Below are 23,212 nucleotides of genomic sequence, written 5' to 3'. Positions count from 1 at the left end.
GAGGGCTGGGGAGGGGTCTTTATGCGGCATTTCATTGCCATCGTAGGGTCGATTAGCCGTCAGGCGTAATCGTCCGGGGGATAGTCGATGGCACGGCTTTGCCGTGCAGGACGCGAGGCCGCTGGCCTCGAAGGGTTTTCGCCCGCCCTTCGGGCTGGGGCGAGTAACTTTGCTTTGCGTGGCCAAAGAAAAGTCACCAAAAGAAAGGCCACCCCCGCTTATTCGCCCGACTCACGTCGGGTTCCTTCGGCTCACCCTCTTGTCCAACGGCACGCGCCGACGGGCCTTTGACCTTCGCCATCCATGGCTTCGGCCAAAGCCCGCTTCGAACATCCCTGTTCTCGCGCCGAATCGGGTCGAGCTGTGCTCGCCCTTTCCCGATCTGGCCCCTGTGCCGGCTGCGTCTGTGCCATCATCCCTGATGACGCTCCTGACCTTGCCCCTTCCCCTCGGCGGATTGGAGGGGGAGCCAAGGATAGTGCCCATCTTTGCTTTAGGTGCAACTCAGTTCATCAGTGGCTCTGTTCTCCAGCTTTGCTACGTGGTCATAAAACGGTGGGGGTTCCAATATTTTTATTAATTGTCTAGTGTTCTTCAATTAGCAAATATCCCCATATCCAATCTTCAACAGCAAACTGATCTCTTTGTGGATATAAATGTACAAATAGGTAGCGTTCAGAAGAATCGAACCCAGTAACAATCCTGTTAACAGAGTAATAATAATCTTCTTTTACGGAGGATATTTGCTCCGACTGTTGTGATGGCTTTTTAAATACTGGCTTGCCAATATATATTGGAGGTGCAGGTATGGACTTTTCCATTTTTAGATATCGTCTGCTGGATTCCATTTTTTGTTTTTTAAGTAAAAAATCTATTAAAAGATCGAGGCAGTAATTGAAGTTTTCTTTATTTAGTTCATTTGCAATAAACGCAGGGGAATACTCATAATGCCATGAGTCTTTCTCCGTCATTACTACTTCAGGAGTTAGCCGTCTGAAGTTTTCAATATCAACAGTGCTAATACCCAATTCCATACAATCTGTCTTTAATTGCTCATGGTCTACCTGTATGTAATCGGTAGGTTTGTCAACATGGTCATCTATCCACTGCTTATTTTTTTTCCAGTCTTGAGCCTTCATTCCAGTTGAAAAACCTAACCCTAGGAGTCCTAACAGTCTGTTATCATTTTTATCTCGTTCTCTAAATGCATAGACGCAATATTCATGCTCATACGCAACGAAAAAGGCCTTACGCAATCCTACAAGAGCATCTAAGAACTCTTCATGATTGCATTTTTCAATGGACTCTCTTACTAAATCTTTGACATTACCATCTTCCAATATATCTGTGAGAAATATCTCTTGTAATTTTGCCCCCACAACTGCTTCTAATAAGGTGTCAATAAATTGAGTGGCGACATTAAAATAATTTACGACTGATGCAGGCTCTGCAAGTTGTCCATAATGTTTTGAAATTACTCGCTGCTTGTTAAGGGCCTTAATAGTTCCAGATTTTATAACTGGAACTTTTCTTTTTTTTAGTTCACCTAACAGATCGTCAAAGGATTTAGATTCTAATGCCCGTTGTTCATCCACATCAAGCTCATCTAAAGCGGCAAGGACGACGAGCTCAATAAAATCTTGTAATAAAATAATCCCCGCAGTACAAGTATGCTTATTGCCAGAGTTAATTAAGTGTTTGGTCTCGCTAAAGATCGCTTTAGCAACCATCAAGGTATTTAGGGTCGATGACTTCATTATCTTCCTTGTCATAGGTCATAAATTAAAAGAATCTAATGTAATTTGTGAATCAGTGTAGCGTTATCTGGGTTTTGTCCGAAGCCTTTTAAGCGGGATGCGTGAGATACAGCAACCTCGCTATATGGAATAATCACAGCATGACCCTGATTGATCTCTATTCAACTCATTTTTCCAACTCCGCTATCTCCCCGCCGCCGATCAAGTTCAAATTCCGGCTGATCCGCTCCACCGGCCAGTCCCACCAGGCGAGGGCGTTGAGACGGGCGATGGTGTCGTCGTCAAAGCGATAGCGGATCACCTTGGCGGGGTTGCCGCCGACCACGGCGTAGGCGGGCACATCGCCGGTGACCACGGAGCGGGCGGCGATGATGGCGCCGTTGCCGACTTTGACCCCCGGCATGATCAGGGCGTCATAGCCTATCCAGACATCGTTGCCGATGACGGTATCCCCCTTGTAGGGGAGGCTGCCCGGGGCCGGGGCGGCGCTCTCCCAGCCGTTGCCGAAGATAAAGAAGGGATAGGTGGAGAAGCCGGAGGTCTGGTGGTTGGCGCCGTTCATGATGAACTTGACCCCGCGGGCGATGGCGCAGAACTTGCCGATGATGAGCTTGTCGCCGATGAAGGGGAAGTGGTAGAGGACGTTGCGCTCAAAGCCCGCCGCATCCTCCGGGTCGTCGTAATAGGTGTAGTCACCCACCTCGATATTGGGTCCCTTGATGGTGTTCTTGATAAAGCACACCTGGGGGAAGCCGTTCATGGGGTGGGGGTTGGCGGGATCGGGTCCGTGCATGGGGGCTCCTCTGGGGTCTGGGCTCTGGCTACCCTAACGGAATCGGGTGGAGCCTTGCCACCCTTTTGTGCCCTCCGCTTCGCCAGTCTTTGTCGCCCCCTGCCCATGTGCGCATCGACCCGGGGCGGGTTTGTCTCTAGCATGGAGGGGCGGCGGAGTCTGGCTCCGTCAAAATGGATGATGGACGAAGTGCGCCTTGCACACTTCTGGCGGAGAGAAAAGATGAAGCTGCGTTCCTTGTTGATGGTGGGTGCCCTGCTGCTGGGCGGATGTGCGGTCAATCCCTATGGGGGGACGCCTGCGCCGGTCGGCGAGCCGGACAAGCCGGTGACCAAACCAGAGAAACCCGTGGCCGAGCCTGACAAGGCCGAGCCGGTGCCAGCTCCCAAACCCGTGGCACCGACGGGGCTGGCGGTCGCCCTGGCCGATGACTTCCTGAAGGCCGCCGATGTGCAGGCGCTGGCGGGCAGCAGCCCGGTACTGCTGCTGATGGCGCCCCAGAACGGCACAGGGGAAGCCTTCAGCACCCAGCCCCTGGCGGTGGCCATGATCCAGCGCATTCAGGCCAATAGCGGTTTTCGTTTCGCAGATCCGGGCCAGGTGGCGGCCATCACGGGTCAGCTCGAATACCAGCAGGGGGGCATGAACCCCGCCTCCCTGGTGCGTCTGGGTCGCCAGACCGGGGCGGGTTACATGCTCTACGGGGATCTCCTCTCTGAAGGGGGCCGCTACCGGCTCGCCATGAGCCTGATGGATCTCAAGAGCGGCGAACTGCTCTGGAACGCCAGTCGATCCGCTGCCCGCTGATGCCGGCTCGCCGGATCCCACTTGACCGGGATCCGGCCCTGCCCCCCTTGTCCGGGGGCGGGAATACCCCTGTGGCGCCTCTGGCGTCACAGGGGTTGGCATGTCGCACTGCCTGAAGGCAAAAAAACCTTCCTGACTGTCTGACAGCTCTGGTTCTGACAGCATCCCCGATTGCTACCATTCACTTTGCCGGAGGCTTGTCCGGTGGGCACGTCACCGACCGCATCCTTCCCGCCCGGCAGGCAGCTTTCTGCCCCTGTGCGATACTCCATGAGTCTTGTATAACAGGAGTACAGGGACCCACTCCCACGGATAGCAAGGAGCTCGGATGGCGCTCTCAGTGGCACAACTCTACGAAGTGATGGCCCAGTTGCCGGATCCCGTTTTCATCCTCAGCGAAGATGGCTACTACATCGAGTACATCGGCGGGATGGAGCAGCAGTCCTACCAGAACGGCAACCCGCTGATCGGCAGACAACTGCTGGACGTGCTGCCCGAGGACAAGGCGCAGTGGGTGATGGCGCAGGTGGCTCAGGCCCTCGCCAGCGGCCAGGTGCAGGTGGTGGAGTATGACCTCTCCCCCGCCGAGGTGGACGGCATCGACGCTGACGCCGGGCCCCAGGGAATGCAGCGTTTCGAGGGCAAGATAGCGCCCTTGCCCTCTTTATATGAGGGGAAGCGGGCGGTGGCCTGGATGACCCGCAGCATCACCCGCCAGCACGAGCTGCAACAGCGGCTCAAGCGGCTCGGGGAGACGGATCAGCTCACCGGCCTCTACAACCGCCACTTCTTCTTCGACCAGTATCACCATAAGGTGCAGGGGCAGCATCTCACCGGCCTCATCATGCTGGATCTCGATCACTTCAAGCAGATCAACGATCGCTTCGGCCACCAGACCGGAGACAAGGTCTTGTGCCGGGTCTGCGAGTGCGTCTCTGCCCAGTTGCGAGGGGAGGATCTCTTCGTGCGCAGCGGTGGCGAGGAGTTTCTGATCCTGCTGCCGCAGATAGACGAGGGGATATTGCTGAAGGTGGCGGAGCGGATCCGCGCCGCAGTGGCGGCCATGGCGCCGGATCCCGCCCCCGTGACCGTGAGTCTGGGCACCACCCTGATCCGGCCGGGAGAGGATCTTGGCACCGTGCTGGCCCGGGCGGACGAGTGGCTCTATCGGGCCAAGCGGGGCGGGCGCAACCGGGTGGCCCACGATGGGGCGCCCTGAGGGGCGCAGTGAACAGGAAAGAGGGCGACCCGGGGTCGCCCTCTTTCATTTGGCCGGGCCAGATCAGCCGAACAGGGTCGAGATATTCTGCCCCGCCATCAGCAGGCCGATGGCCAGGGCGCTGAACCAGACCAGGGTGGCGGCGACCAGAGCATAGCCGAGGGCGACGAAGAGACCGTCCCGCTGCAACATGCCGATGGCCAGCAGCAGGATGGCCCAGGCGGGCATGGCGTTGGTGAAGGGAATGGCGCCGAGCGGCAGCATCAGCAGCAGGGCGGCCAGCATGATGAGCAGGCCGTTGCAGCGGTTGATGGTCACGCTGCCGGTCAGGATGAGCAGGCGCGGGCGGATGAAGCGGTCGATGCGGGCCAGCAGATCCGCCCCCTTGTGCAGGGTCGGCTTGAGGTGCTCGGCGGCGAAGCGGCGCTCCATCAGGAAGGCGGGCAGCCAGGGCACCCGGTTGAGGGTGATGCCGATGCCGATGAAGAGGATCAGCAGGCCAAAGGGGGTGCTGACGCCGGGAATGGAGACCGGCAGCAGGAAGGGAACCGTGAGCAGCACGCAAAACAGCAGCATGCCCTGCTCGCCCACCAGGGCCAGCATCTGGCGCAGGCTGATGTGGCTCTCCTCGATGGCGTGGGCGGTGGCCCTCAGGGTATCGGAGAGCGTGCTTTGGGGGTCGTTGAGTTGCGCGGCAACCATTCCTGAGATCCTCGTTTGTTGATGCCACCGCTGTGGCGCCGCCAGCTTACGGGGCCGAGGTTAATCCCGGATGAATAACCCCGGGGAGCACAGATTTTTCCATCGGGAGCGGGGCAATGGGGCTGGTACAGCCCCCGTCCAGTGTGAGAGACGGGCGCTCTGATATGCTTTGCGCAGGTCTTTTCACCAAAGGATGAGCACATGAGAGGAGCGATGGGGATGGTGCCGGGGCTGCTGCTGCCCCTGGCGGGCTGGGCAGCCGAGCCCCCGGCGACGGGCTGGCAGCTGACTCCCTTTGCGGGATACAGCTCGGCCATCGACTTTCGGGCCATGGACGAGCCGGCACCCACGCCGCACGGGAGCGACATCGACACCCTGCAAGGGGAGCGCTCCGGCAGTTGGGGGCTCTTCATCAGCAGGGAGGTGGATGACCCCGGCATGGTGGAGCTGCTCTACAGCCACCAGTCGACCCGGGTGTCCCCCGAACTGCCCGACAGGCTGACGGTGGACACCCTGCAGTTTGCCGGGGCCCTGACTCTCTCGGACAACCTGATGGCCCCCTATATCGGTGCCGGGATCGGGGTCACCCGCTTCGATGCCTACGACAGCGAGACGGCCCCTTCCATGTCCCTGGCCCTCGGGGTGCAGCCGCGCCTGACCGAACATCTGGCTGTGCGGGCCGAGGTGCGCGGTTATGGTGCCCTGGTCAACGACGACAGCCAGTTTCTCTGCAACCCCGAGATCTGCGCCTTTCGGGTGAGGGGGGAGCTGCTCACCCAGTGGCAGGCCAATATCGGCTTGACCCTGAGGTTCTGAGCCTCATGATGGAACTCCTTTGACCAGACAAGGCGATACGACTCCGTGCCATCCCTGCCCCGTGAACTGCCCGTACTGCTGACCCCAAGGGGGCGACTGCGCCCCTTCGATGGGCGGGATGCTGCCGATCTCTTCGCCATCTACGGGGATCCCCTGGTGATGCGCTTCGTCGGGGAGCCGCCGTTTCCCTCCCTTGCCACCGTGTCGCAGATGCTGGCTAGCGTCGAGCGGTTGCTGGCTGGCGGCGAGTCGCTGGAGTGGGGGCTGGTGTTACGCGGCAGCGGCCGCCTGGTGGGCACCTGCGGCTTGCACAGCTTTGCGGCCGGCGCCAGCCTGCGCCAGGCGGAGGTGGGCTGCATGCTGGCCCGCAGCCACTGGGGACAAGGTCTGATGGGGGAGGCGCTGAGCGCCCTGATCGCCTATGCCCGCCAGCTTGGCATCATCACCCTGCTTGCGGATATCGAACCGAACAATCTGCCCAGCCAGCGGCTATTTGAGCGGCTGGGCTTCATCTGGCAGCAGGATACCAGCTACCGGTTACTGCTGGGCGAGGGGATCACACCAGACCGCGCGTGACGCGGCTGAGGGGCTCGTTGACGTCGAACACCTTGTACTGCACCGCGCTGGCGCCCATGGCGAGCACCCGCTGCTCATGCATGGTGGCGTAAGCGAGGGCGCTCCCCTCATCCTCGAACAGATAGATGCCGCCCGCCTCGCCGGTGCGCGGGTTCTCGGTCCAGATCTTGGAGATGAAGCCCGGCTCCCGGGTGATGGAGTCGGCCAGCGGCATGGCCGCAGCAGTGAGGGCCGGTCCCATCATCTCGGCGGGGAAGTTGAAATGGATCTGCAGCAGGCTGGGCATGATAAACCTCTCGTGGGCGTTGATTGACGGAATCCGCATCATAGGAAGCCGGCATCTTGGCTGCAAGAAGGCACATTTTCGTGGCATAGTTACCGCAAAGTAACCACTCACGAGCCATACCGTGTCCTCACTGCCCTGTCCCGCCTATCAGGTATTGCGCCTGCTGACCGGCAAATGGAAGCCGGCCATTCTGTTTCATCTGCGCGAACAGACCCTGCGCTTTGGCGACCTGCGCCGCTGCCTGCCCGAGGTGAGCCAGAAGGTGCTCACCGCCCAGCTCAAGGAGCTGGAGAGCGACGGTGTCATCATCCGCACCCTCTACCCCGACGTACCGCCCAGGGTGGAGTACAGCCTGAGCCCGCTTGGCGTCGCCCTGATCCCCCTGCTCCAGCAGATGCACGATTTTGCGCTGAACCACGTCATTCTGCTGGCTGGTCAGGGTCCTGTTTCTAGCGAGCCCGCAGCAACCAGCGGCTGAGGGCGGTGGCCGCCAGCAGTCGGTAGCCGAGCAGAGTGAGCGCCAGCAGCGCGGGTACCTTGAGGAGTTCCCACCACACCTGCTTGCCCTGGGGGCCGAAGATCATCAGCCACACCACCAGCATCATGTGCAGACAGTAGAGGCCGAGCACCTTGGAGGCCTGGCGCTCCAGCCAGCTGCCTTTGCCCCATGCGGGGTTGGCCAGCAGCAGGCCGAACAGCCCCAGCGCCCAGGGGAGCGAACCCAGCAGGAAATCATGACGAGCGAGGGGGACGGCGGCAACGCGCAGCAGACCTGCGGCCTCCAGGGCATAAAGCCCCATCCCCGCCATCATCATCAGGGCGCAGCGCCTGGCGTCCGGCTGCCAGGCACGCAGGCGCAGCTCGGCGCCGAGAGCCACGAACAGCAAGGAGAAGAAGGGGCCGTTGCGGGTCAGCAGGGCCCACTCGCCCCCCGGCAGCAGCGGGCCATAGGAGCCACCGATCAGGGCCAGGCTGTAGAGCAGGGCCCCCAGCAGCAGGGCCAGCCTTGGCAGGCGGGCCTGCTGGCAGAGCCCCAGGATCAGCACCGCCACCATCAGGGCGGGCAGGAACCAGAGGTGGATCATGCCGCCCACCCACCAGACGTTGAGATGATCCCCGAGCTGCATCTGCCACTGGCCTGCCATGGCGGGCAGGTAGCCCTCACTCACCGCCGCGAGCGGGTTGAAGGGTATCAGCACGTAGAGCAGGCTCCACGCCAGCCAGAGTCCCAGCAGGGGTCGGCAGTAGCGCAGTGCGACCGTCAGCGGGTGGCCCGCGGCGAGGGCGGGTTGCAAGAAGTAACCGGCGCACAGGAAGAACAGCGGCACCGCGAAGCGGCAGAGCTGGTTGATGACGGCCCCGACCAGAGGGTAGGGCGTGCCGTCCCACAGGGCGGGGTCGAAGGGGTTGCTGAAAGGGGAGAGATGGATGGTCATCACGGCCAGGATGGCCACCACTCGCCCGCATTCGATGCTGGAGATGCGCATGATTCCTCGTGGCGTTCGGGAGCTGGGCGCACCCTATCAGCCGCAGGCGTTCCCTATCCAGCCGCCTGGTCGCCAACTGTGACCCCCATCGGCGGCCGGTTACCCTTTGTTACCCGAGGTGCGGGCAAGGTTACCGCCGCCGGGAGCAGGATCCCGTTTTGGTGTCGGTAAAAGGGCTAGAGCAGGGCCACCAGCACGGTGACCAGGGCGCCCAGCAGCAGCAGGGCGATGCCGCGACCGGCGGGGCCGTGCAGCTTGTTCCACATCAGCAGGCTGGTGAGGGCCAGCAGCAGCATGGCCAGGGCCGCCAGATCTCCCACCAGTTGCCAGGGCAGGCCGGTGCCCATGCCACGGTGTAGCCGGTTGAGGCTGGCAGCGAAGTTGGCCTGCTGCAGCTCGGTGCGCACCAGCAGAGTGCCTTCCACATAGCTGGCGGCCACGCTCTGGCTGAGGGTGACGCCGCGCAGCTCCCAGCGGGCCGGCAGGGTGAGAGAGCCGGATGGTGTGGGCAGGGTCTGGGGCGGGGTGATCTGGGGTCGCCCCTCCTCGAACATGTCTGCATAACGCTGTTGCAGCAGGGCTTTCAGTTCATCCGGGCTGGCCAGCGGCGTGCTCAGTACTATCTCTTCGCTCGATTTGGCGGTGTGGGGACCGGGCAGGGGCAGCACGGCCCTGTGTTGCAGCCAGAGGCCGGTGAGGCCGTAGAGCAGCATCAGGGTGAGGGTGGCAAAGCCGGCCCAGGCGTGGATGCGGCGCACCCACTTGTTGTTGTGCAGGGGGAGTTTTCTGCGTGTCATCGTTCGGTGCTTCATAACAATCTGGCCAGCGAACGCTGGCCAGAGGGGTCGGTAAACAGGGAGGATCAGAAGCGGTAGGCGGCGGTCAGGTGCAGCTGACGGGGCGTGCCCGGCATGATCTGGGCCGCGCTGGTGGCGCTGACGAAGTAGTCGTGATCGGTCAGGTTCTCCACGCTCAGCTGGGCTTCCCACTGGGGCCAGCGATAGCCGGCACGGGCGTCGAAGCGGGCGTAACCGGGCAAGGTGGTGGTGTTGGCGTTGTCGGCGAAGCGATCCCCCACCGCCGTCACCCCAGTCTCGCCGAACCAGCCCTGCTTGCCGCTCTGGTAGCCGGCGAACAGCTGGCCGTTCTGGCGGGAGACGTTCATCGGCCGCTTGCCTTGCAGGTCCGCGTCTGCCTTGACCTGCTCGGCATCCTGGATGGCGACGCCGCCGCGCAGATAGATCTCGTCGGTCAGCTGGGCACGGGCGCTCAGCTCGATGCCGTCGGTGCGCTGCAGACCGGTGAGGATCACCCGGGTGGGATCCAGCGGATCCTTGCTGCGCTTGTTGTACATCTCCAGCCGGTAGAGGGAGAGGGTGGTGGCGAGGCGGCCGTTCAGCCAGTCGCTCTTCACGCCCCCTTCATAGAGCCGGGTGTGCTGGGGATCCAGGTTGTTGTTCTTGTCCCCCGGGGTGATGCCGATAAGCTCACCGCCCACCGGGGTGAAGGTCTTGCTGTAGGAGGTGTAGAAGGCATGCTCCTCGATGGGGTTCCACACCAGGCCCAGGCGCGGACTCAGGCTGGTGACCGAGAGGGTCTCTTCCTTGTCGAGGTCGTTGCGGCGGCTGGTGACGGTGAAGTCGTCGCGGCGCAGGCCTGCCAGCAGGTGCCAGTCGCCCAGGCTGAGCTGATCCTGCACATAGAGGCCGACACCGCGCACCCTGTGATGGGCGTCGCTGGAGAGTTTCATGGCGCCGTCGTAGGTGGGCAGGGAGCCCGGATCATAGAGGTTGCCTGCCGGGATCGGGCTGGCGTTCTGGTAGAGCTTGGGGGTGCGATCCTGCCAGCCCTGCTCCAGGCCCACCAGCAGACGATGGGCGATGGGACCGGTTTGCAGCTGGCCTTCCGCCTCGGTGTTGCTGGTGAGGCTGCTGGCCTTGAGATCCTGCTGCCAGCGGGCGCGGGTCACCTTGTCACCCTTGACGCTGGTGACATAGGTATTGTCGAACTGGCTGTCGAGGGTGGTGTAGCCGAGCTGCTGGCGCAGTTGCCACTGATCGTTGATGTCCCAGGTAAAGCGGGAGCGGGTGGACTGGGCCACATCGTCGATGAAGTCGCGGCGGGTGTCGCTGTAGACGCTCTCGATGGGGACATCCGCCGGGCGACCATCGACGCCGGGAATGCCGCGATCCGGGGTGCGATCGTGCTCGTTGCGCTCGTATTGCACCAGCCAGTTCAGGGTGTCGGTGATCTCCCAGTTGACGGAGGGGGCCAGCAGGGTGCGCTTGCTGGTCACGTCGTCGCGAAAGCTCTCCTTGTCCTCCTGGGCCAGGTTCAGGCGCACCTGTACCCGCTCTCCTGCCTCGCCGTTGAGATCGGCTGCGAAGCGTCGGCTGTCGAAGCTGCCGACCTGGGCGCTGACGCTGGAGGCCTGCCCCTTCTGGGGAACCTTGCTGACCCGGTTGACGATGCCGCCCGTGCTGCCACGGCCGTAGAGCACGGCGGCGGGGCCCTTGAGCACTTCGACCCGTTCGATGTTGCCAAGGTCGCGGGTGTATTGCATGTCGTCGCGCAGGCCGTCGAGGTAGAAGTCATTGCTGGCGCTGAAACCGCGGATGGTGACGCCGTCAAAGCGGGTGTCGCCGCTGGCGTTGACGCCGGGGATGCCGGTCAGGGCTTCACTCAGGGTGGGCTGGCCGAAGGCGGTCAGCTCGCTTGCCTTGACGCTCTCGATGCTCTGGGGCACCAGCTTGGCCGGGGTGGCGGTACGGGTCGCGGTGGCGACCTCTTCATGTTGGCTGCGTTTGCCGACCACGGTCAGAGTTTCGTCTTCGGCACGGGGGCTGGTGCAAACCGCCAGCAAGGCGACGCCCAGCAAGGCGCGCGGGGGGTTGGAATGGTTCATCTGGGTGTGACTCTTTGTCGACCAATCGGCCTGAACTTGTTGATTTATTTGTAATTATTGATTTCTCTCATCGCGAGAGGTTGCTAATGATATTGATTTTCATTTACCTTGCAAGGAGAAGATGCAAGAAAAAGAGATCATTGGCGGGCAGGCACTGAGGGGGCTGGAACCTCGGGGAAAAGGCCGGGGGAATCTTGGTTCGGTTCGGAGGGGACGCTACCATGGTGGCCTCACGCCTTGGCGCACCATCCGGAACACACAGGGAGAGAAACATGGTCGAGATCATCAGGGCGGATCTGCACAACCCTCGCCACGGCGAGGCGCTGATCGCGATGCTGGACGAATACGCCAGGGACGAGATGGGGGGCGGCAGTGCGCTGGCGGACGAGGTGAAGGCGAATCTGGCCGACGCCCTGGCCGCGCGACCCGGTGCCCATGTGCTGCTGGCCTGGGTCGATGGGGAGCCCGCTGGCGTTGCCACCTGCTTCGAGGGCTTCTCGACCTTCGCCTGTCAGCCGCTGCTCAATATCCACGACGTGGCGGTACACCCTGCCCATCGCGGCCACGGCATCGGCAAGCAGCTGTTGGCGGAGGCGGAGCGGCTCGCCCGGGAGCTCGGTTGCTGCAAGCTGACCCTGGAGGTGCTGGAGGGGAACAAGGTGGCCCAGGCTGCCTATCGTGCCAGCGGCTTTGCGGGTTATGAGCTCGATCCCGAGGTGGGCCGGGCCATGTTCTGGCAGAAGAAGCTCTGAGCCTCAGTGACAACGCGATCTTCCCAAATGAAAAACGGCGCGCAGAGTGCTCTGCGCGCCGTGTCGTCAGGTGGTTGCCGACTTAGAAGTCGTAGCGGGCCGCCAGCTGGAAGTCATCCTTGGTGTTGAGCTTGCCGCTGTCATGGCTGTCGAGGTTGTTGATGCGGTACTCGCCGATGACGCGCAGGTTCTTGTTGAACTTGTACTGGGCACCCAGGGTGTAGTAGTCGATGGAGTCGTAGTCAGACTTGCCAGCCTGCTCCACCTTCTGCTTGTTCCACAGGGCCATCAGGCCGAAGCCGCTCTCGAAGTTGTAACCCAGCGCCCCTTCCCAGCCGGTGTGATCCTTGCCAGTGGCCAGGAAGTCGCTGCCGTCGGCATAGCTCAGGGCGGCGTAGAGGGCCTTGTTGTCGTACTTGGCGGAGAGCAGCCACAGCTTGGCATCCTCTTCACCGCTCTTGTCGCGGATGCCCACGTTGTAGGCGGTCCCCAGGGAGAGGTTGAACGGGAAGGTGTAGGCCACGGCGGCACCGTAGGCGGCATCGCTGTCCTTGCTGGAGGTCTCTTCGGTGTCACCGCCATCGAACTTGTAGCTGGTATCAACCTGGAAACCGTTGAACAGGCCGGAGTACTTCAGCACGGAGCCGGCGCGGTTGGTGGCGAAGGTGTCGGTCTTGGCGCCCAGTGCCTCGTTGCCGTAACCGTCGGAGAGAGAGACATCAGTCCAGTCCGCCAGGAAGCCAGGAGCCCCCTTCTGGCGACCGAAGGTGACGGTCCCCCAGTTGGCGCCGACACCGGCGAACGCCAGACGGGTACGCAGGTTGTCGGAGTTCTCGCTGACGGTCTTCTCGCTGTCGTTGATGTACATCTGCAGTTCGTACTGGGCCAGCGCCTTGAGACCCGGGTTGATCTCGCTCTCTACCTTGGCGCCCAGACGGACAAACTGGTTGGCCCCCTGCTTGTCGCTGTATTCGTTCTTGATGTCACCGTTGGCGTCCAGCTCTTTCTTCTCGCCGAAGAACTGGCCGGCGTAGATGCGGCCGTAGAGGTCGAGCAGGGTGCTCTCGTTTTTGTACACTTCGACGGCTTGAGCCTGGAAGGCGGCGGTAAGAGCCAATGCTACTACTGTCAGCTTTTTCATCATGATCCCTTGTGTTGCAAGCTTTTGTTTTAAAAGACGGGGCCATGCTAGAAGTGACAGATGACAGTCGGGTGACCGTGCAATGAACAAACCGTGTCGGTTCCATGTCAGCGGGATGAAAACCGGGATTTATGTGGCTGGTCGCCACTTTTACGCGCAAAGGTTTGCCCTTGTGGTAGAATGCCGCCCGTTTTCGAGCTCCTAAGGTTGGATATGCGATGAGACGTGAACTGGCAATCGAATTTTCCCGAGTGACGGAAGCGGCTGCACTGGCTGGCTACAAGTGGCTCGGACGTGGTGACAAGAATATCGCCGATGGCGCGGCCGTGGCGGCCATGCGTCACATCCTCAATCAGATCCAGATCGATGGCGAGATTGTGATCGGCGAAGGGGAGATCGACGAAGCCCCCATGCTCTACATCGGCGAGAAGGTGGGCACGGGTCAGGGCGACGCCGTGGACATCGCGGTCGACCCCATCGAAGGGACCCGCATGACCGCCATGGGTCAGGCCAATGCCCTGGCCGTGCTGGCGGTGGGCGACAAGGGATCCTTCCTCAAGGCCCCCGACATGTACATGGAAAAGCTGATCGTGGGCCCCAAGGCGAGAGGCGCCATCGATCTCGATCAGGCCCTGGAGCTGAACCTCAAGGCCGTGGCCAAGGCGCTCGGCAAGCCCCTCTCCCGTCTGACCGTCATCACCCTGGCCAAGCCGCGTCATGACAAGGCGATCAAGGAGATGCAGGGTCTGGGAGTGCGGGTGTTCGCCATTCCCGACGGCGACGTGGCCGCTTCCATCCTCACCTGTCTGCCGGACAGCGAAGTGGACATGCTCTACGGCATCGGTGGCGCGCCGGAAGGGGTGATCTCGGCGGCGGTGATCCGTGCCCTGGACGGCGACATGCAGGCTCGCCTGATCCCCCGCCACCAGGTCAAGGGTGACAGCCCCGAGGTTCGCGCCCTGGGTGAACAGGAGATCGCGCGCTGCGAGGAGCTGGGCATCGACGTGAGCAAGGTGCTCAAGCTCGAAGATCTGGCCAAGAATGACAACGTCATCTTCTCGGCCACTGGCATCACCAAGGGTGATCTGCTGGAAGGGATCACCAGCGACGGCGTCATGGCAACCACCGAGACCCTGCTGATCCGCGGCAAATCGCGCACCATCCGTCGTATCAAGTCGATCCACTTCCTGGATCGCAAGGACAGTGTGGTACGCGACATCATCCTGTAAGCAGGAGGATGGCGGTGGCGGCAAGTCACGTACTCTCATGCCGTCGTATCAAGTCGATCCACTTCCTGGATCGCAAGGACAGCGTGGTACGCGACATCATCCTGTGATGTGCTGACTCCCGCAGCAAAAAGCCCGGCACTGCCGGGCTTTTTGCGCTCTGCAGGGCGCCAGGATGCCCGGGCAGGGATAAGGCTTAGGAGAAACCGGACTCCTTGCTACACTGCGGTGCCCCACAGAGGAAAAATCACATGGAATGTCGTCAGGGATGCGGTGCCTGCTGCATCGCCCCCAGCATCAGCAGTGCCATTCCCGGCATGCCGGATGGCAAGCCCGCCGGTGTGCCCTGTGTGCAGCTCGATGCGCACCTGGGGTGCAAGATCTTCGGTCAGCCGGAGCGCCCGGCGGTGTGCGGCGGCTTTCGCCCCATGGCGGACGTGTGCGGCTCCCATCGCCAGGAGGCCATCTGGCTTATCGGCGAGCTGGAGCGGCTGACCGCCTGAGCCCTTGACCCTCTCCCTTGGGGAAAGTGTGTCTGCTTGTCCTCCTCATCCCCGCCCCTTCTCCCGCAAGGGGAGAAGGGGGTGCCGCCATTCGGAGTCATGAAAAAGGCCCCCTCGCCTGGCGAGGGGGCCTTTTTTATCGTCGGCTCATGGTGAAGCCAGCTTATTCCTTGATGCGCTCGATGCGACCACCCAGGCCTTGCAGCTTGTGCTCGATGTTTTCGTAGCCACGGTCGATGTGATAGATGCGATCGACGATGGTGGCCCCTTCGGCCACGAAGCCGGCCAGCACCAGGCTGGCGGAGGCGCGCAGATCGGTCGCCATCACCTGGGCACCCTTGAGCTGCTGGGTGTCGCGGCAGATGGCCACATTGCCCTGCAGTTCGATGTCGGCACCCATCCGTACCAGCTCGGGCACGTGCATGAAGCGGTTCTCGAAGATGGTCTCGGTGACCATGCCGGTGCCCTGGGCGACCGCGTTCAGCACGGTGAACTGTGCCTGCATGTCGGTCGGGAACGCCGGGTAGGGGGCGGTCTTGATGGTGACAGGTTTCAGGGTACGACCTGTCATGTCGAGGGTGAGCCAGTCGTCACCCTTTTCAATCAGGGCGCCAGCCTCTTCCAGTTTGACCAGTACGGCTTCCAGCAGGCTGGGGTCGGTGTTGCGGCAGGTGATCTTGCCACCGGTCACGGCGGCGCCCACCAGGAAGGTGCCGGTCTCGATGCGATCGGGCTGCACGCTGTAGCTGCCACCGTGCAGACGTTCTACGCCGTCGATGGTCAGGGTATCGGTGCCGGCGCCCTGGATCTTGGCGCCCAGCGCGTTGAGGAAGTTGGCCAGATCGACCACCTCGGGCTCACGGGCGGCGTTTTCGATCACGGTGCGACCGTCAGCCAGGGTGGCGGCCATCATCAGGTTCTCGGTACCGGTCACGGAAACCATGTCCATCAGGATGTGGGCACCTTTCAGGCGGCCGTCGACGCGGGCTTTGATGTAGCCCTCTTCGATGACGATCTTCGCGCCCATCAGCTCCAGGCCGTGAACATGCAGGTTGACCGGGCGGGCACCGATGGCACAGCCGCCGGGCAGGGAGACGTCTGCTGCACCGAAGCGGGCTGCCAGCGGGCCCAGGGCCAGGATGGAGGCACGCATGGTCTTCACCAGCTCGTAGGGGGCGACATGATTGTTTACCGCGCCGGTCAGCACGGTCACGTTGCCGTTGACCTTGGTGGTGGCGCCCAGCATCTCCAGCAGCTTGAGGGTGGTACCCACGTCTTTCAGGCGCGGTACGTTGGAGAGTTGAACCTCTTCGTCACACAGCAGGGTGGCAAACAGGATGGGCAGGGCGGCATTCTTGGCGCCGGAGATGGTCACTTCACCGGAGAGGGTGCAGGGGCCGGTGATCTTGAATTTGTCCATGGTTTACTTCTTTACCAAATCAGGAGGGCAGCTGGAATTTACGCTCGCGTTTCCACTCGGCGTCGGTATAGGCCTTGATGGAGAGAGCGTGGATCTCGTTGGTGGCGATCTTGTCCATCAGCGGGGCATAGATGGCCTGTTGTTTCTTGACCCGGCTCATGCCGTCAAACATGTCGCCGACGGCGATCACTTGGTAGTGACTGCCGTCCCCTTTGACATGGACTTCGGACAATGGCAAAGCCTCGAGGAGTATCGCTTCAATTTCAGAGACTTGCATTATGAGTCCTCAGTTGTGAGCGGGGTTGAATGAAAGAGGCTGGCCACCCCGTAAAGGTTGGCCAGCGTATGGAAATCGTTGGAGGCACCCACCAGTGTCGGAGTGGCACCCCGTGCCAGTGCCGCCTTGGCCCACTTGACCAGCAGGGCAAGGCCGGCGGAATCCAGGGTAGTGACGGCATCGAGTTCGAGCCGGTCGTCCTGCCACCAGTCGGCGCGGCGTTGCCACAGATCGTTGACCTGCGGGGCCTGCAAGTCACCGCTCAGGATCATGACTTGATCACCAGCGGCTTGGCGTTGTGTTCACGCAGCTGGGCGATCACCGCATCGATGCCGTTCTGGCGGATGAGGCCACCCAGCTCGTTCTGCTTGGCAGAGAGCAGGCTGATCCCTTCGGCAACCATGTCGAAGGCTTTCCACTCGCCGGTCTTGTTGTTCTTGCGCAGCTTGAACTCGAGGAAGATGTCCGGCTTGCCGGCCTCTTTCACGCTGACGTTGACGGCGGTGATGTTGCTCTCGGCGGCTTTGCCAGGCTGGACCTTGACGGTCTGCTTGTCGAAGTGTGCCAGGGCGTCCGCGTAGGAGCTCACCATGTACTCGGTGAAGACGTCCACAAAGGCGTCACGCTGGGCAGGGGTCGTCTGTTTGATCTGGTTGCCGAGCACCTTGTAGGCGGCGAAGCGGTTGTCCACGTAGGGCAGCAGCTCCTCGCGGATGATGACGCGCAGGTGATCGGGGTTGCTCTTCACCTGGGCCTGATCGGCCTTCAGGCGGGCAAAGGTCTGCTGGGCGGCCTGATCCACGAGGGCATAGGGGTCCGAAGTATTGACATCCGCACGGGCGACGAGGGAGAACAGCATGCTGGTCATCAGACCCAGCATCAGGGCGATCTTCTTGAACATGGTTACTCCTTGGTTGCGGGTGTGTTGGCCGGGGAGGACTGGCTGTAGAGGAACTTGCCAATCAGATCTTCCAGCACGATGGCGGACTTGGTGTCTTCGATCATGTCGCCATCCTTGAGCATGCTGGTGCCCATCTCCTCATCGCTGAACCCCGGTGCCAGACCGATGTACTGCTCACCGAGCAGACCAGAAGTCAGGATGGAGAGGGTGCTGGTTTCGGAAAACTCGCCGGCACTCTTCTGCATCTGCAGGGAAACGATGGGGACCTGGCTCTTGGGATCCAGGGTGATGTCGCTGACACGACCGACGACGACGCCGCCGACCTTGACCGGCGAGCGTACTTTCAGGCCGCCGATATTATCGAAATGGGCGCGCAGGGTATAGGTTTCTCCTTCCGGTTTGAAACTCAATCCCGCCACTTGCAGTGCCAATGCCAGAATGGCCGCGATGCCAGCCAGCATGAAGGCGCCAACCAGAAATTCTACTTTGCTGAACTTCATCTTTCCCTTATCCAAACATGACTGCGGTGAGTATAAAATCCAGACCGAGCACGGCCAGGGATGAGTGAACCACGGTACGGGTCGTCGCCTGACTGATCCCGGCCGAGGTCGGTTTGGCATCATAGCCGTTGAAGAGCGCTATCCAGGTCACCACCAGGGCGAAGATCAGGCTCTTGATGGCGCCCTGCATGATGTCGTCCTGCCAGTCGACGGAGGCCTGCATGGCGGACCAGAAACTGCCTTCGTCCACCCCCAGCCAGTCGACACCAACCAGCTTGCCGCCAAAGATGCCGATCAGGCTGAACATGAAGGCCAGCAGCGGCATGCTGATGACCCCGGCCCAGAAGCGGGGTGCCACGACCCGACGCAGCGGATCGACCGCCATCATCTCCAGGCTGGAGAGCTGCTCGGTGGCCTTCATCAGGCCGATCTCGGCGGTGAGGGCGGAGCCCGCACGACCGGCGAACAGCAGGGCGGTGACCACAGGACCCAGCTCACGGAGCAGGGAGAGGGAAACCAGAGGCCCCAGGCTCTGCTCTGCGCCGAAATCCTTCAATACGTTGTAACCCTGCAGGGAGAGCACCATGCCGATGAAGAGGCCTGACACCAGTATGATAGCGACGGATTGCACTCCCACCACATACAGTTGCTGCACCAGCAGCGGGAAGTGCTTGCGTGGCTGGGGTCGTCCTGCCAGTGCATGAAACAGCATGATGGTTGCCCGGCCGACGGCGTTGATAAAACGCACACCGCTGCGGCCCAGCTTGCTTATCTGACTTGTCAACATCACAGATCCTGTAGCAGGTCGCCTGCCGGAAAATGAAACGGAACAGGACCGTCGGGCAATCCCTTGAGGAACTGCTCGACTTCGGGATTGTGCTCCTCGCGCAGCTGCTCCGGTGTGCCGTGTGCCACTACCTTGCGGTTGGCGATGATGTAGGCGTAGTCGGCGATGCTCAGCACCTCCTTCACGTCGTGGGTGACGATGACGGAGGTGATGCCGAGGGCATCGTTGAGCTCCTTGATGAGCTTCACCAGCACCGCCATGGTGATGGGGTCCTGTCCCACGAAGGGCTCGTCATACATGATGAGATCCGGATCCAGCGCGATGGATCTCGCCAGGGCCGCGCGACGCGCCATGCCACCGGAGAGCTCGGACGGCATCAGCTTGGCCGCCCCGCGCAGACCGACAGCCTGCAGTTTCATCATGACGATGGTGCGGATCAGCTCTTCCGGCAGGCCGGAGTGCTCCCGCAGCGGGAAGGCCACGTTGTCGAATACGGTCATGCCGGTGAACAATGCGCCACTCTGGAACAGCATGCTCATCCGTTTACGCACTTCGTACAGGCGTGAACGGGAGAGAGTGGGAACGTCTTCCCCGTCAAACAGGATCTGACCGGACTCAGGCTTGAGCTGGCCCCCGATCAGGCGCAGCAAGGTGGTCTTGCCGATCCCGCTCGGACCCATGACGGCGGTGACCTTGCCACGGGGAATGGTCAGGTTGATCCTGTCGTACAGCAGCCGATCCCCGTGACTGAAGGTCAGGTCGGAGATGGTGATCAGGTCATCGTTCAAACAATTGTCCATCCGGTATAAATGAAGAGCGAATTTTATGGGCTAGTCTAGGTCTAAGCAACAGCGAGGAACAACTATTGAGCGGGTTTCCCCCCCAAGTACGCGACAGTTTTATGTAACAACCTGCGTCAATGACCGCCCATTCCGCATCCGATTCGCTTATCTCGGCAGACTTTTTTATAATCCCGCAGCAAATTTCGGCCCGGAGCTGTGCCTTTATGTCTGTAAAGCCTGAAAAAGTGTCTGAATTGTTCGATTTCCGTCGCAGCGCCCGAGCGGTGCTGGACATAGAAAAACAAGCCATTGATGGACTCTACCAGTACCTTGACGAGGCGTTCGAGCGCGCCTGCGAGATGGTGCTGCGCTGTGGCGGCAAGATAGTGGTGACCGGCATGGGCAAGTCGGGTCATATCGGCAACAAGATTGCCGCGACCCTGGCCAGCACGGGAACGCCCGCCTTCTTCCTGCACCCGGGCGAGGCCAGCCACGGGGATCTCGGCATGATCTCAGCCGGGGATCTCATCATCGCCATTTCCAACTCCGGCGAGAGCGACGAGATCCTGGCCCTGCTGCCGGTGCTCAAGCGCCGCGGCATTCCACTCATCTGCATGACAGGCAATCCTGCTTCCACCATGGCGAAAGAGGCCAACGTGCACCTGTGCATCAAGGTGGAGAAAGAGGCCTGCCCCCTCGGTCTGGCCCCGACATCCAGCACTACCGCCACCCTGGTGATGGGGGACGCGCTGGCCGTGGCCCTGCTGGAGGCCCGTGGCTTCACCGCCGATGACTTTGCGCTGTCGCACCCGGGCGGGTCCCTCGGCAAGCGGTTGCTGTTGCGAGTGGGCGATCTGATGCACAGCGGCGAGCTGTTGCCCAAGGTGGGGATAGATGCCACCATCAGCCAGGCGCTGCTGGAAGTGAGCCGCAAGGGGCTCGGCATGACGGCGGTGGTGGACGATCAAGGGCTGCTTGCCGGTCTGTTCACCGATGGTGACCTGCGCCGCATTCTGGACCTGCAGGTGGATATTCATCACACCCCCATCAGCCGCGTCATGACGGTGAACTGTGTTACCGTAGGGCCTGAGATGATGGCTGCCGAGGCCGTCAAGCTGATGGAAACCAGGAAAATCAACGGGTTGTTGGTCGTGGATGGGGAGAGACACCCGCTGGGTGCCTTCAACATGCATGACCTGCTGAAAGCCGGAGTAATTTGATGCAAGACGTACCGACCCTCTATGGTCCGGTGACGCGCAGCCAGTACGAGAAGGCGGCGCAGATCCGCCTGCTGGTGTGCGATGTGGATGGGGTGCTCTCCAACGGCTTCATCTATATGGGCAATAACGGCGAAGAGCTGAAGACTTTCTGCACCCGTGACGGTGCCGGCATGCGTGCCCTGCTCAATGCGGGCATCGAGATTGCCATCATCACGGGGCGAAACTCCCGCATCGTCAGCGATCGCATGAAGAGTCTGGGAGTCCAGCACCTGGTGCAGGGTGCAGACCAAAAGCTGCCCCACTTCGAGGCCTTGCTGACCAAGCTCGGGCTGGATGCATCGCAAGCCGCCTATATGGGAGATGACACCATCGATCTGCCGGTGATGCAGGCTTGCGGCCTGGGTATCGCCGTTGCCGACGCCCATCCGCTTGTGCTGGCGAAGGCGGACCTGGTGACGCGGCTTGGCGGTGGCGTCGGGGCCGTGCGCGAGGTGTGCGACCTGATCTTGCAGGCCCAGGGATTGGCTGACTATCAACCCGAGGCGTCGCGATGAACAAACAGACTGTGCTGTTCGGCCTGCTGTTTCTGGCTGCGCTGGCGGCCTGGCAGCTGGGGGAGATCGAGCTGGTCCCCGAGCCGACCACCAAGACGGAAAATTTTCAACCGGACTTCACCGCCAGAGAGTTGGTGACGACCCGCTTCAACGAGCAGGGCAAGCGCACCGAGCGGCTGGAATCCGAATATGCGGAGTACTACCAGGTACTCGAGCAGGCCACTTTCACCAGGCCGGTGGTCTACATGTTCGATGACAAGGGCGCGGCCGAATGGAAGCTGACGGCCGAAACCGGGGTGCTCAACACCGATGACAATGTGATCCTCCGTGACAAGGTGCATCTGGACGGTCTGCTGCCCGCTTCCTTCATCTCCACGCTGGATACCTCCTATCTGGAGCTGGATCTGGTGACGCAGGGGATGAGAAGCAACCAGCACATCAGCATTGTGGGCCAGGAGTTCCAGACCGAGGGCGTTGGCCTCAAGGGTCACCTGGAACGTAAATATTTCGAGTTACTGGATAAAGGCCATGCCACTTATTTCAATGAAAAACGTTAATCTGGCCCTCACGGCCCTGTTGCTGTGCGGTTCCCTGAATGCCAAAGAGTCCGACTTTGCCGAGAAGGTCTATGTGGATGCGGTCAAGCAGGTGGCGGAGATGCAGGACAACCGCATTACCTTCAGCGAGGATGTCATCATCACCCAGGGCACCATCAAGATTAAGGCCGACAAGGTGGTGGTGATCCGCTCCGGCGACAAGGGCGCCGAGGTGATGACCGCGTATGGCAACCCAGCCACCTTCTTCCAGGTGCTGGACAACGGCAAACCGGTCAATGCCCATGGCAACAGCATCCGCTACGAGCTTAAGAACCGGCTGGTGACCATCACCGGCAATGGCCAGCTCAAGCAGGAAGACAGCCAGGTGACCGGCGATCTCATTCGCTACGACATCGTCAAGCAGAAGATGATTGCCGAGAGCAAGGGGCCCACCCAGCGCGTCAAGACGGTGTTCCTGCCGGATCAGGTGGAGAACTTTGACAAACCCGCCGATCAGAAGAAGTAGGAAACAACAGCCATGGCAGTGTTAAAAGCAACGGGTCTGCAAAAGAGCTACAAGCGCCGCATGGTGGTCAGCGATGTGAGCCTGGAGGTGGGAACGGGCCAGATCGTGGGCCTGCTCGGCCCGAACGGCGCGGGCAAGACGACCTCCTTCTACATGATCGTGGGCCTGGTGCAGCGAGATGCCGGCCTCATCACCATCGACGAGCAGGACATCAGCCTGCAGCCCATGCATATCCGTGCCCGCAATGGCATCGGCTATCTGCCCCAGGAGGCCTCCATCTTCCGGCGCCTGTCGGTGTTCGACAACTTGATGGGGGTCATGCAGACCCGCAAGGGGTTGAGCCGCGAAGAGCGGGAGGATAAGGTCGAACAGTTGCTGGAAGAGTTCAATATCACCCATATCCGCGACAGCCTGGGCCAGAGCCTCTCGGGTGGGGAGCGGCGCCGGGTGGAAATCGCCCGGGCGCTGGCGGCAGAGCCGAGATTCATTCTGCTCGATGAGCCTTTCGCAGGTGTTGATCCTATTTCAGTCATCGATATCAAAAAGATCATCCAGCATCTGAAAGAACGCGGGTTGGGTGTGCTGATAACGGACCACAACGTCAGAGAGACGCTGGATGTGTGCGAGAAGGCCTACATCGTCAGCCACGGCAAGATGATTGCCGAGGGCGCGCCGGCCGATATCCTCGCCGATGAGCAGGTCAAGCGCGTCTATTTGGGCGATCAATTCAGTCTATAGT

28 protein-coding genes are annotated in these 23,212 nt (G+C 61.2%); 13 read left to right on the top strand and 15 right to left on the bottom strand.

Going from position 1 to position 23,212, the window contains the following annotated elements:
- Positions 1-584 precede the first annotated feature (584 nt).
- Both HKD46_RS04740 and HKD46_RS04735 read right to left on the bottom strand, forming a co-directional pair.
- Positions 585-1,757: a hypothetical protein gene (locus HKD46_RS04740; RefSeq protein ID WP_171864967.1), complete on the bottom strand. Its 1,173-nt coding sequence runs from the start codon at positions 1,755-1,757 to the stop codon at positions 585-587.
- 166 nt (positions 1,758-1,923) lie between these two features.
- Positions 1,924-2,550: a Vat family streptogramin A O-acetyltransferase gene (locus tag HKD46_RS04735; protein WP_171864966.1), complete on the bottom strand. Its 627-nt coding sequence runs from the start codon at positions 2,548-2,550 to the stop codon at positions 1,924-1,926.
- A gap of 222 nt (positions 2,551-2,772) precedes the next feature.
- Here HKD46_RS04735 and HKD46_RS04730 point away from each other — a divergent pair, with 222 nt between their 5' ends.
- On the top strand, positions 2,773-3,357 hold the full coding sequence (locus tag HKD46_RS04730; protein WP_039040515.1) for a hypothetical protein: 585 nt from the start codon (positions 2,773-2,775) through the stop codon (positions 3,355-3,357).
- Between the two features lie 328 nt (positions 3,358-3,685).
- On the top strand, positions 3,686-4,576 hold the full coding sequence (locus HKD46_RS04725) for a sensor domain-containing diguanylate cyclase (RefSeq protein WP_041214332.1): 891 nt from the start codon (positions 3,686-3,688) through the stop codon (positions 4,574-4,576).
- A 63-nt stretch (positions 4,577-4,639) separates the two neighbouring features.
- On the opposite strand, the gene HKD46_RS04720 is transcribed toward HKD46_RS04725, so the two are convergent.
- The gene (locus HKD46_RS04720) at positions 4,640-5,278 is read right to left on the bottom strand and encodes an exopolysaccharide biosynthesis protein (RefSeq protein WP_010672675.1); all 639 of its coding nucleotides are present in this window, start codon (positions 5,276-5,278) and stop codon (positions 4,640-4,642) included.
- A 201-nt stretch (positions 5,279-5,479) separates the two neighbouring features.
- Between HKD46_RS04720 and HKD46_RS04715 the strand changes: the two genes are divergently transcribed.
- Positions 5,480-6,094, top strand: a complete 615-nt coding sequence (locus HKD46_RS04715) for an outer membrane beta-barrel protein (protein ID WP_161646684.1) — start codon at positions 5,480-5,482, stop codon at positions 6,092-6,094.
- Positions 6,095-6,139: 45 nt separating this feature from the next.
- The gene (locus HKD46_RS04710; RefSeq protein ID WP_043154613.1) at positions 6,140-6,670 is read left to right on the top strand and encodes a GNAT family N-acetyltransferase; all 531 of its coding nucleotides are present in this window, start codon (positions 6,140-6,142) and stop codon (positions 6,668-6,670) included.
- Here HKD46_RS04710 and HKD46_RS04705 read toward each other — a convergent pair.
- On the bottom strand, positions 6,651-6,956 hold the full coding sequence (locus HKD46_RS04705) for a monooxygenase (RefSeq protein ID WP_039040460.1): 306 nt from the start codon (positions 6,954-6,956) through the stop codon (positions 6,651-6,653). The genes HKD46_RS04710 and HKD46_RS04705 overlap by 20 nt on opposite strands.
- Positions 6,957-7,077: 121 nt before the next feature.
- On the opposite strand from HKD46_RS04705, the gene HKD46_RS04700 reads away from it, so the two are divergent.
- Positions 7,078-7,434: a helix-turn-helix domain-containing protein gene (locus tag HKD46_RS04700; protein ID WP_161646685.1), complete on the top strand. Its 357-nt coding sequence runs from the start codon at positions 7,078-7,080 to the stop codon at positions 7,432-7,434.
- On the opposite strand, the gene HKD46_RS04695 is transcribed toward HKD46_RS04700, so the two are convergent.
- The 3 genes from HKD46_RS04695 to HKD46_RS04685 form a co-directional block, all read right to left on the bottom strand.
- Positions 7,406-8,443: an acyltransferase gene (locus HKD46_RS04695; RefSeq protein WP_161646686.1), complete on the bottom strand. Its 1,038-nt coding sequence runs from the start codon at positions 8,441-8,443 to the stop codon at positions 7,406-7,408. The genes HKD46_RS04700 and HKD46_RS04695 overlap by 29 nt on opposite strands.
- Before the next feature lie 176 nt (positions 8,444-8,619).
- Positions 8,620-9,240 (bottom strand): PepSY-associated TM helix domain-containing protein, encoded by a 621-nt coding sequence (locus HKD46_RS04690; protein WP_042015357.1) that lies wholly within the window; start codon positions 9,238-9,240, stop codon positions 8,620-8,622.
- 65 nt (positions 9,241-9,305) lie between these two features.
- A complete protein-coding gene (locus tag HKD46_RS04685) occupies positions 9,306-11,348 on the bottom strand; it encodes a TonB-dependent siderophore receptor (RefSeq protein ID WP_161646687.1) in 2,043 nt (680 codons plus the stop codon).
- A gap of 272 nt (positions 11,349-11,620) precedes the next feature.
- Here HKD46_RS04685 and HKD46_RS04680 point away from each other — a divergent pair, with 272 nt between their 5' ends.
- Positions 11,621-12,100: a GNAT family N-acetyltransferase gene (locus HKD46_RS04680; RefSeq protein WP_161646688.1), complete on the top strand. Its 480-nt coding sequence runs from the start codon at positions 11,621-11,623 to the stop codon at positions 12,098-12,100.
- Between the two features lie 82 nt (positions 12,101-12,182).
- Here the strand turns inward: HKD46_RS04680 and HKD46_RS04675 are convergent, their stop codons facing one another.
- Complete coding sequence (locus tag HKD46_RS04675) at positions 12,183-13,241, bottom strand: porin (protein ID WP_029313567.1); 1,059 nt, start codon at positions 13,239-13,241, stop codon at positions 12,183-12,185.
- Positions 13,242-13,459: 218 nt separating this feature from the next.
- Here HKD46_RS04675 and glpX point away from each other — a divergent pair, with 218 nt between their 5' ends.
- Both glpX and HKD46_RS04665 read left to right on the top strand, forming a co-directional pair.
- Positions 13,460-14,470 carry a class II fructose-bisphosphatase gene (glpX, locus tag HKD46_RS04670; protein ID WP_039040467.1) on the top strand — a complete coding sequence of 337 codons (1,011 nt, stop codon included), beginning with the start codon at positions 13,460-13,462 and terminating at the stop codon, positions 14,468-14,470.
- A 248-nt stretch (positions 14,471-14,718) separates the two neighbouring features.
- Positions 14,719-14,970 carry a YkgJ family cysteine cluster protein gene (locus HKD46_RS04665; RefSeq protein ID WP_010675884.1) on the top strand — a complete coding sequence of 84 codons (252 nt, stop codon included), beginning with the start codon at positions 14,719-14,721 and terminating at the stop codon, positions 14,968-14,970.
- A gap of 163 nt (positions 14,971-15,133) precedes the next feature.
- Here the strand turns inward: HKD46_RS04665 and murA are convergent, their stop codons facing one another.
- The 7 genes from murA to mlaF are packed head-to-tail and all read right to left on the bottom strand — an operon-like array spanning position 15,134 to position 19,655.
- On the bottom strand, positions 15,134-16,390 hold the full coding sequence (murA, locus tag HKD46_RS04660; RefSeq protein ID WP_134996883.1) for a UDP-N-acetylglucosamine 1-carboxyvinyltransferase: 1,257 nt from the start codon (positions 16,388-16,390) through the stop codon (positions 15,134-15,136).
- A 19-nt stretch (positions 16,391-16,409) separates the two neighbouring features.
- Entirely contained in the window at positions 16,410-16,667 is a 258-nt protein-coding gene (ibaG, locus tag HKD46_RS04655; protein ID WP_010675882.1) for a BolA family iron metabolism protein IbaG, read from the bottom strand.
- A complete protein-coding gene (locus HKD46_RS04650) occupies positions 16,667-16,939 on the bottom strand; it encodes a lipid asymmetry maintenance protein MlaB (RefSeq protein ID WP_042015861.1) in 273 nt (90 codons plus the stop codon). Before HKD46_RS04650 ends, ibaG begins: the two co-directional genes overlap by 1 nt.
- Positions 16,936-17,568: a phospholipid-binding protein MlaC gene (gene mlaC, locus HKD46_RS04645; RefSeq protein ID WP_039040470.1), complete on the bottom strand. Its 633-nt coding sequence runs from the start codon at positions 17,566-17,568 to the stop codon at positions 16,936-16,938. Before mlaC ends, HKD46_RS04650 begins: the two co-directional genes overlap by 4 nt.
- Positions 17,569-17,570: 2 nt before the next feature.
- Positions 17,571-18,068 carry an outer membrane lipid asymmetry maintenance protein MlaD gene (gene mlaD, locus HKD46_RS04640; protein ID WP_010675879.1) on the bottom strand — a complete coding sequence of 166 codons (498 nt, stop codon included), beginning with the start codon at positions 18,066-18,068 and terminating at the stop codon, positions 17,571-17,573.
- Positions 18,069-18,075: 7 nt separating this feature from the next.
- The gene (gene mlaE, locus HKD46_RS04635) at positions 18,076-18,855 is read right to left on the bottom strand and encodes a lipid asymmetry maintenance ABC transporter permease subunit MlaE (protein WP_010675878.1); all 780 of its coding nucleotides are present in this window, start codon (positions 18,853-18,855) and stop codon (positions 18,076-18,078) included.
- Positions 18,855-19,655 (bottom strand): phospholipid ABC transporter ATP-binding protein MlaF, encoded by an 801-nt coding sequence (mlaF, locus tag HKD46_RS04630; RefSeq protein WP_069785529.1) that lies wholly within the window; start codon positions 19,653-19,655, stop codon positions 18,855-18,857. The genes mlaE and mlaF overlap by 1 nt, the downstream gene beginning before the upstream one ends.
- 206 nt (positions 19,656-19,861) lie before the next feature.
- Here mlaF and HKD46_RS04625 point away from each other — a divergent pair, with 206 nt between their 5' ends.
- Genes HKD46_RS04625 through lptB form a run of 5 tightly spaced genes read left to right on the top strand, consistent with a single transcriptional unit; the run spans position 19,862 to position 23,211 of the window.
- Positions 19,862-20,857 carry a KpsF/GutQ family sugar-phosphate isomerase gene (locus HKD46_RS04625; protein ID WP_029314845.1) on the top strand — a complete coding sequence of 332 codons (996 nt, stop codon included), beginning with the start codon at positions 19,862-19,864 and terminating at the stop codon, positions 20,855-20,857.
- On the top strand, positions 20,857-21,411 hold the full coding sequence (kdsC, locus tag HKD46_RS04620; protein ID WP_041211851.1) for a 3-deoxy-manno-octulosonate-8-phosphatase KdsC: 555 nt from the start codon (positions 20,857-20,859) through the stop codon (positions 21,409-21,411). Before HKD46_RS04625 ends, kdsC begins: the two co-directional genes overlap by 1 nt.
- The gene (gene lptC, locus HKD46_RS04615; RefSeq protein WP_069785530.1) at positions 21,408-21,968 is read left to right on the top strand and encodes an LPS export ABC transporter periplasmic protein LptC; all 561 of its coding nucleotides are present in this window, start codon (positions 21,408-21,410) and stop codon (positions 21,966-21,968) included. The genes kdsC and lptC overlap by 4 nt, the downstream gene beginning before the upstream one ends.
- Positions 21,955-22,473 carry a lipopolysaccharide transport periplasmic protein LptA gene (gene lptA, locus HKD46_RS04610; protein ID WP_010675873.1) on the top strand — a complete coding sequence of 173 codons (519 nt, stop codon included), beginning with the start codon at positions 21,955-21,957 and terminating at the stop codon, positions 22,471-22,473. The genes lptC and lptA overlap by 14 nt, the downstream gene beginning before the upstream one ends.
- Before the next feature lie 12 nt (positions 22,474-22,485).
- Positions 22,486-23,211, top strand: a complete 726-nt coding sequence (gene lptB / locus HKD46_RS04605) for an LPS export ABC transporter ATP-binding protein (RefSeq protein WP_010675872.1) — start codon at positions 22,486-22,488, stop codon at positions 23,209-23,211.
- Position 23,212: the final 1 nt, after the last annotated feature.

Origin of the sequence: Aeromonas sp. TW 6, from assembly GCF_013168745.1 — a bacterium.
Lineage (GTDB): Bacteria > Pseudomonadota > Gammaproteobacteria > Enterobacterales > Aeromonadaceae > Aeromonas > Aeromonas caviae.
The sequence above is the reverse complement of the archived record's forward strand: the minus strand, read 5'-3'. Positions and strand labels throughout refer to the sequence as shown.

What these genes read in the sequence shown, in the direction of transcription:
- HKD46_RS04730 (WP_039040515.1), top strand. Translation starts at nt 2,773, where the DNA reads ATGAAGCTGCGTTCCTTGTTGATGGTGGGTGCCCTGCTGCTGGGCGGA.
- HKD46_RS04740 (WP_171864967.1), bottom strand. Translation starts at nt 1,757, where the DNA reads ATGAAGTCATCGACCCTAAATACCTTGATGGTTGCTAAAGCGATCTTT.
- HKD46_RS04715 (WP_161646684.1), top strand. Translation starts at nt 5,480, where the DNA reads ATGAGAGGAGCGATGGGGATGGTGCCGGGGCTGCTGCTGCCCCTGGCG.
- HKD46_RS04690 (WP_042015357.1), bottom strand. Translation starts at nt 9,240, where the DNA reads ATGACACGCAGAAAACTCCCCCTGCACAACAACAAGTGGGTGCGCCGC.
- HKD46_RS04665 (WP_010675884.1), top strand. Translation starts at nt 14,719, where the DNA reads ATGGAATGTCGTCAGGGATGCGGTGCCTGCTGCATCGCCCCCAGCATC.
- ibaG (WP_010675882.1), bottom strand. Translation starts at nt 16,667, where the DNA reads ATGCAAGTCTCTGAAATTGAAGCGATACTCCTCGAGGCTTTGCCATTG.
- HKD46_RS04680 (WP_161646688.1), top strand. Translation starts at nt 11,621, where the DNA reads ATGGTCGAGATCATCAGGGCGGATCTGCACAACCCTCGCCACGGCGAG.
- lptB (WP_010675872.1), top strand. Translation starts at nt 22,486, where the DNA reads ATGGCAGTGTTAAAAGCAACGGGTCTGCAAAAGAGCTACAAGCGCCGC.
- HKD46_RS04705 (WP_039040460.1), bottom strand. Translation starts at nt 6,956, where the DNA reads ATGCCCAGCCTGCTGCAGATCCATTTCAACTTCCCCGCCGAGATGATG.
- mlaF (WP_069785529.1), bottom strand. Translation starts at nt 19,655, where the DNA reads ATGGACAATTGTTTGAACGATGACCTGATCACCATCTCCGACCTGACC.
- HKD46_RS04675 (WP_029313567.1), bottom strand. Translation starts at nt 13,241, where the DNA reads ATGAAAAAGCTGACAGTAGTAGCATTGGCTCTTACCGCCGCCTTCCAG.
- HKD46_RS04735 (WP_171864966.1), bottom strand. Translation starts at nt 2,550, where the DNA reads ATGCACGGACCCGATCCCGCCAACCCCCACCCCATGAACGGCTTCCCC.
- murA (WP_134996883.1), bottom strand. Translation starts at nt 16,390, where the DNA reads ATGGACAAATTCAAGATCACCGGCCCCTGCACCCTCTCCGGTGAAGTG.
- HKD46_RS04685 (WP_161646687.1), bottom strand. Translation starts at nt 11,348, where the DNA reads ATGAACCATTCCAACCCCCCGCGCGCCTTGCTGGGCGTCGCCTTGCTG.
- kdsC (WP_041211851.1), top strand. Translation starts at nt 20,857, where the DNA reads ATGCAAGACGTACCGACCCTCTATGGTCCGGTGACGCGCAGCCAGTAC.
- glpX (WP_039040467.1), top strand. Translation starts at nt 13,460, where the DNA reads ATGAGACGTGAACTGGCAATCGAATTTTCCCGAGTGACGGAAGCGGCT.
- mlaE (WP_010675878.1), bottom strand. Translation starts at nt 18,855, where the DNA reads ATGTTGACAAGTCAGATAAGCAAGCTGGGCCGCAGCGGTGTGCGTTTT.
- mlaC (WP_039040470.1), bottom strand. Translation starts at nt 17,568, where the DNA reads ATGTTCAAGAAGATCGCCCTGATGCTGGGTCTGATGACCAGCATGCTG.
- lptC (WP_069785530.1), top strand. Translation starts at nt 21,408, where the DNA reads ATGAACAAACAGACTGTGCTGTTCGGCCTGCTGTTTCTGGCTGCGCTG.
- lptA (WP_010675873.1), top strand. Translation starts at nt 21,955, where the DNA reads ATGAAAAACGTTAATCTGGCCCTCACGGCCCTGTTGCTGTGCGGTTCC.
- HKD46_RS04625 (WP_029314845.1), top strand. Translation starts at nt 19,862, where the DNA reads ATGTCTGTAAAGCCTGAAAAAGTGTCTGAATTGTTCGATTTCCGTCGC.
- mlaD (WP_010675879.1), bottom strand. Translation starts at nt 18,068, where the DNA reads ATGAAGTTCAGCAAAGTAGAATTTCTGGTTGGCGCCTTCATGCTGGCT.
- HKD46_RS04725 (WP_041214332.1), top strand. Translation starts at nt 3,686, where the DNA reads ATGGCGCTCTCAGTGGCACAACTCTACGAAGTGATGGCCCAGTTGCCG.
- HKD46_RS04650 (WP_042015861.1), bottom strand. Translation starts at nt 16,939, where the DNA reads ATGATCCTGAGCGGTGACTTGCAGGCCCCGCAGGTCAACGATCTGTGG.
- HKD46_RS04695 (WP_161646686.1), bottom strand. Translation starts at nt 8,443, where the DNA reads ATGCGCATCTCCAGCATCGAATGCGGGCGAGTGGTGGCCATCCTGGCC.
- HKD46_RS04720 (WP_010672675.1), bottom strand. Translation starts at nt 5,278, where the DNA reads ATGGTTGCCGCGCAACTCAACGACCCCCAAAGCACGCTCTCCGATACC.